The sequence below is a fragment of the Mesorhizobium sp. M7A.F.Ca.CA.002.09.1.1 genome (assembly GCF_003998555.1).
In the GTDB taxonomy this organism is placed as follows: Bacteria; Pseudomonadota; Alphaproteobacteria; order Rhizobiales; family Rhizobiaceae; genus Mesorhizobium; species Mesorhizobium ciceri.
On the sequence record NZ_RZRR01000827.1, the window covers coordinates 1 to 2,511 of the forward strand.

At 65.4% G+C, this 2,511-nt stretch carries 4 protein-coding genes; 1 reads left to right on the top strand and 3 read right to left on the bottom strand.

Features of this window, described 5'->3' with window-relative positions:
* From EN994_RS26880 to EN994_RS26890, 3 genes are all read right to left on the bottom strand, one after another.
* Window positions 1-122: ABC transporter permease (locus EN994_RS26880; RefSeq protein WP_164746228.1), on the bottom strand; the 122-nt coding region annotated here is incomplete at its 3' end.
* Window positions 119-832 (bottom strand): ABC transporter ATP-binding protein, encoded by a 714-nt coding sequence (locus EN994_RS26885; RefSeq protein WP_063168254.1) that lies wholly within the window; start codon window positions 830-832, stop codon window positions 119-121. The genes EN994_RS26880 and EN994_RS26885, both read right to left, overlap by 4 nt.
* A 4-nt stretch (window positions 833-836) precedes the next feature.
* Window positions 837-2,129, bottom strand: a complete 1,293-nt coding sequence (locus EN994_RS26890) for an efflux RND transporter periplasmic adaptor subunit (RefSeq protein WP_063168253.1) — start codon at window positions 2,127-2,129, stop codon at window positions 837-839.
* A 101-nt stretch (window positions 2,130-2,230) separates the two neighbouring features.
* Between EN994_RS26890 and EN994_RS26895 the strand changes: the two genes are divergently transcribed.
* The coding region (locus tag EN994_RS26895; RefSeq protein WP_164746229.1) for a PhzF family phenazine biosynthesis isomerase at window positions 2,231-2,511 on the top strand (281 nt) is incomplete at its 3' end.

Below are 2,511 nucleotides of genomic sequence, written 5' to 3' on the forward strand. Positions count from 1 at the left end.
CCGATGGTGAGCATGGCAATGACGGCGGCAACGCCGATGACGATGCCGAGCAAGGTCAGGAACGAGCGCAGCACGTTGCGGCGGATCGAGCGCAGCGACAGGCGGACGGTTTCCCAGATCATGGTTGTGCGATCTCCAGCTTCCTGGAATCGGAGGCGACGTGGCCGTCGAGGAAGCGGATGGTGCGTTCGGCATAGTCGGCGACGTCGGCCTCGTGGGTGACCATGGCGATGGTCAGGCCAAGCTCCTTGTTGAGCCGCGTCAGCAACTCCATGATCTCGTGCGTGCGGGCGGTGTCGAGGTTGCCGGTCGGCTCGTCGGCGACGAGCAGCGTCGGGCGCGTGACGATGGCGCGCGCGATCGCCACGCGCTGCTGCTGGCCGCCGGACAGTTCGGCCGGCGTGTGGTGCTCGCGGCCGACAAGGCCGACCTCCGCCAGGGCCTGCATGGCAAGGTCGCGGCGCTCGCGGGCGGCCACGCCGCGATAGATCAGCGGCAGTTCGACATTTTCGGCCGCCGTGGTGCGGGCCAGCAGATTGTAACCCTGGAAGACGAAGCCGACATAGAGGTTGCGCAGCATGGCGCGGCGGTTGCGGTCGAGGCGGCCGGCGTCGATGCTCATGAAGGAATAGGTTCCGGCCGTCGGCGTGTCGAGGCAGCCGATGATGTTCATCGCCGTCGACTTGCCGGAGCCGGACGGCCCCATGATGGCGACGAATTCGCCACGCCGGATGGCAAGATCGACGCCGGCCAGCGCATGCACCTTGGCCTCGCCCTGGCCATAGCTCTTCCAGACCTTGTCGAAGGTGATGAGGGCAGCACCGGCAGCCACGGTATCAGCTCCGCTGCTGCGACGCGGTGATGACCTGTGCGCCTTCGTCGAGGCCAGAAATGATCTCGGTCAGTTCGCCGTCGGTCGAGCCGATCTTGACGTTGACCGGGTGCGGACGCCCGTTCTCCAGCACATAGAGCGTGCGCGAGCCGTCGGTGGGCACTGTGGCGGCCTGGCGCTGGCGGTTGCCGCCGGGGCGGCCCATGCGGCCGGTGAACAGGTCGCTGAGGCTCCAGCCGCGTGCGGCCTGCTGGACCGGGCGAAAGCGGAAGGCGGTGGCCGGCACGGTGAGCACGTCCTTGGCCTGCTTGGTGACGACCGAAACGGTGGCGGTCATGCCGGGCCGCAGCAGCAGCTCGTTGTTGTCGACCTCGAGCCGCGCATTGTAGGTGACGACGCCGTCGGTGGTGACCGAGGCATAGGAGATGTCGCGGATCTCGGCATCGAACGGCCGCTCGGGGAAGGCATCGACGGTGAAGCGGGCATGCTGGCCGGATTTGACCGCACCGATGTCGGCCTCGTCGACCGCCGCCACCAGTTCCATGTTCCTGAGATCGGCGGCGATGATGAACAGCACCGGCGCCTGCAGCGAGGAGGCGACCGTCTGGCCGGGATCGACCGAGCGCGTCAAAACGATGCCGTCGATCGGCGCATAGATTGTGCTCTTGGCAAGGTCGGTCTGCTGCGCCTTGAGGTCGGCCTGGGCGATGGCGAGGTTGGCCTGCGCACTGTCGAGAGCTGCCTTGGAACGGTCGCGCGTGGCGGTTGCCGCTTCAAGCGACTGGTCGGTCGCCATGCCGCGCCTGGTCAGTTCGGCGGCGCGCACCAGCGCCTTCTCGTTTTCGGCCAGCGTAACCGTGGCGTCCTCGACATTGGCGGCGGCGGCCTTGGCCGAAGCTTCGGCGCGCTCGATCTGGACTTCGAGTTTCACCGTGTCGAGTGTCGCCAGCACGTCACCCTTCTTGACCTGCTGGTTCTCCTCGGCCGAGACCGAGCGGATGATGCCGGACAGTTCGCTTGAAATATCGACCTGGGTGAGTGGCTGCAACGTGCCGGTCGCCGACACCGCGACGGTGAGGTCGGCCTTGGCGGCAGGCACTGTGGTGTAGTCAATCCTGGCCGGCGAGCCCGCATACCATTGATAGAGGCCAAGCGCGGCGGCGAGCACGATCAGCGCCAGCAACGCATAGAGCCACCCACGACGGCGCGATCTGCGCCGGCCTGTCTGGTCGAGCCCAAGCGCCGTCTCGATGGCGGAATCCGATTCCGTCTTTGGCAGATTGACAATCTGGTCCACGCTGGACCCCTATAATGCGCAATGTCCCTATCTGTGCACAGATCAGGCTTACCGGTTCAAATATCAAATTAAATTTCGCCCATGTTGGGATTGAGGCAGGAATGAAAACCCGGAATTACTTGCTTTACGATGTGTTTACGACCGAGCGACTGGCCGGCAATCCTTTGGCCGTCGTGCTCGACAGCAAGGGATTGGACACGGCCGCGATGCAGGCCATCGCGCGCGAATTCAACCTGTCCGAATCGGTGTTCGTCCTGCCGCCGGCCAATCCCAAGCACAAAAACCGCATCCGCATCTTCACGCCCGACTATGAAATGCCGTTCGCCGGCCATCCGACGGTCGGCGCCCCGATCGCGCTGGCCGAACTGGCGGAAGCGGGCGG